Annotated in this window: 3 protein-coding genes; 1 reads left to right on the top strand and 2 read right to left on the bottom strand. The window is 33.5% G+C overall.

Features of this window, described 5'->3' with window-relative positions:
• Both ACR0QS_RS12395 and ACR0QS_RS12390 read right to left on the bottom strand, forming a co-directional pair.
• A partial coding sequence (locus ACR0QS_RS12395) for a DUF4236 domain-containing protein (protein WP_432633763.1) occupies positions 1 to 179 on the bottom strand: 179 nt, incomplete at its 3' end.
• 117 nt (positions 180 to 296) lie between these two features.
• Positions 297 to 1667, bottom strand: a complete 1371-nt coding sequence (locus ACR0QS_RS12390; RefSeq protein WP_432633762.1) for a GntP family permease — start codon at positions 1665 to 1667, stop codon at positions 297 to 299.
• Between the two features lie 169 nt (positions 1668 to 1836).
• Here ACR0QS_RS12390 and ACR0QS_RS12385 point away from each other — a divergent pair, with 169 nt between their 5' ends.
• A complete protein-coding gene (locus ACR0QS_RS12385; protein WP_432633761.1) occupies positions 1837 to 2958 on the top strand; it encodes a glycerate kinase family protein in 1122 nt (373 codons plus the stop codon).
• Positions 2959 to 3020 lie beyond the last annotated feature (62 nt).

Genomic DNA, 3020 nt, shown 5'->3' with positions numbered 1-3020 from the left:
TGTTCTTTAACCCAAGATAAACCTGTCCCATAAATAGAATAAGTTTCTCTATAACCTCCATTTGCTTTTTTAGTATATCTAAATCCTTTACCTCCAAAACTATATCCAATGCCAGATTTACTTAAATTTATACGGAAACCTCCACCTAAATTTATACCCTTACGAAATCTAAAACCCATAATTATCTCCTTTAAATTTTTTAATTTTATTAACAGGGTTAAATTTATTATACATTAAATATAAGTTTTATGGAAATTTAAAAATTAATATAATAACTATATAATCTTAAATCGACTTTATCTTAATACCAAAGACAATAAAAACACATTTATTATTCCCGCTATTCCGATAATAAGCGTCATTAAAGTTTGAGTTTTATAACCGTCTTGCGCTCTCATTTCGCCGAAATTTGTTACAACCCAGTAATAACTGTCGTTTGCATGAGAAACCGTCATAGCTCCAGCTCCGATTGCCATAACCGTTAGAGAAGCTAAAGTCGGAGTATCCAACCCCAAAGCTCCCATTAAAGGCGCTATTATTCCCGCAGTTGTGGTTAATGCTACGGTTGAAGAACCTTGAGCGGTTTTCAAAATAGCCGCTAGTAAAAACGGGAAAAATATTCCTATAGTTTGAAACAATGTGGCGTTTTCGGTTATAAAGTCTACCAAACTTGAAGAAGCTATAACTCTTCCTAATACTCCGCCCGCCGCCGTAACGAACAATATTGGTCCCACGATTTTTAAAGTGTCGTTAGTTATATCGTAAAAACTGTCTATATTTTCCACGCTATCTTTTTGACTGAAATATGTTATTATTCCAAAAATAAGTCCAACGGATAAAGCGATTATTGGAGTTCCTAAAAATTGTAATATTTCTATAAAACTTCCTTCCATTTTTGCCATAGTAACAGCCGAAGACAATCCCATTAAAATGATTGGTATTATAATCGGAGCTAAAGCTAAAAAACCGTTAGGCAATTTTCCATAACTTTTTACCAATTCCTCATAGCTTTTAACATTATCTTTATTTTCTATTTCGTCTATAGATTTAACTTTTTTCCCAATATATTTTGCGAAGAAGTATCCAGTTATTAAAGGCAATATCGAACATAAAACTCCCATTCCTATTACCATTAAAAGATGGTCGCCGACTCCCAAAGTATTTGCCGCAGCGATTGGTCCTGGAGTTGGAGGTATAAAACAATGCGAAATAAATAAACCGCAGGAAAGAGCGACAGACATTGCAACGCTCGAAGCCATAGTTCTTTTTGCCAAAGCTTTTCTAATTGGATTTAGAATTACAAAACCAGAATCGCAAAATACGGGAATGGAAACTATCCAGCCCATAATTAACATTGCAAGTTCGGGTCTTTTCTTGCCTACTAATTTTATAACCATATCGGAAAGTTTCAAAGCGCCGCCCGTTTTTTCCAAAATAGTTCCGATTAACGCTCCCAATATAATTACTATACCGATGCTTGTGAATGTTCCGCTAAATCCCGCTCCTATTATTGACGGAATATTTTTTATAGGAATTCCAACTATAAACGAAAAAAGTAACGAAACTCCCATAATTGACAAAAACGGATGGATTTTTAATTTCGATATGGCGAATATCATAATGATTATACAAATAATAAAAGCCACAATTAATAAAGTCCCTTGCATAACTAACTCCTTGATTTTAATTATAATAATAAGTATATCAAAATTTTATCAATTTTCATTATATAAATTATACAATTTTTATATAATTTATTGTATCATATAAACAATGAAAATTAATTTTATTTAATTTATTTTAAATATAATTTTTAAATTTTAAGGATAAATATAAATGAAAAAAATTATTATTATTCCAGATTCTTTTAAAGGCAGTTTGTCGAGTTTGGAAGTTTGCAACGCTATAGAAGAAGGAATATTAAAAGTATTTAAAGATGCAAAAATTAAAAAAATTCCCGTTGCGGACGGAGGCGAAGGAACGGTTGATTCGATATTATACGCCACGGGAGGAAAAATAAAAAAAGTTAAAGTAAAAAATCCGCTCGGAGAAATTGTAGAGGCGAAATACGGAATAATCGACAAAGATAAAGCGGTTATTGAAATGGCGGAAGCTTCGGGTTTGACATTAGTGAAAGAAAAAAATCCTTTGCAATCTTCGACTTACGGAACGGGCGAACTTATTAAGGACGCAGCCAAAAACGGAGTTAAAGAAATATTAATCGGAATTGGAGGAAGCGCCACGAACGATTGCGGAATTGGAATGGCTAACGCTTTGGGATACAAATTTTTTGACGCGCATAGAAACGAACTTGAAGCGATAGCGGAGAATATGATTAAGATTGCGAAAATAGACGATTCTAATATTTATAAAAAAATTTTCGATGTAAAAATAAATGTCGCCTGTGATGTAAGAAATCCCCTTTACGGAAAAGACGGAGCTACGGCAATTTACGGAAATCAAAAAGGAGTAACTAAAGAAAGTTTTGATTTATTGGACAACGGATTAAAAAATGTCGCAAAATTAGTAAAAGAAAAATTTGGTAAAGAAATAGATTATATCGAAGGTTCGGGTGCGGCGGGAGGTTTGGGCGGAGGTTTGATAGCCTTTTGCAACGCCGAATTAAAAAGCGGAATAGACGCCGTGCTTGATATTGTAGATTTTGAAAACGAAATAAAAGACGCCTCTCTAATAATAACGGGCGAAGGAGCGATAGACGGACAAACGAAAAAAGGAAAAGTTCCCGTAGGAATAGCGAGGAGAGCGAATAATATTCCCGTAATAGCGATAGTGGGAGATATAAGAGACGGAGTGGAAGCGGTTTACGATATGGGAGTAGTTTCTATTATGCCAGCGTTAAAAAGAGCGATGCCTTTAGAAGAAGCGATTGCGAATTCAAGAAGTTTAATAATTGACGCGACTGAAAGAGCCTGCAGGTTTATGTCGATTAATTTGTAAATTAAAATTATTTTCCAGTATATTATTTTTGACAAAAATTTTTATTTCAAGTATAATATATA

This window comes from Brachyspira sp. (assembly GCF_050873525.1).
GTDB lineage: Bacteria > Spirochaetota > Brachyspiria > Brachyspirales > Brachyspiraceae > Brachyspira.
This window is presented reverse-complemented; position numbering and strand designations above follow the sequence as displayed.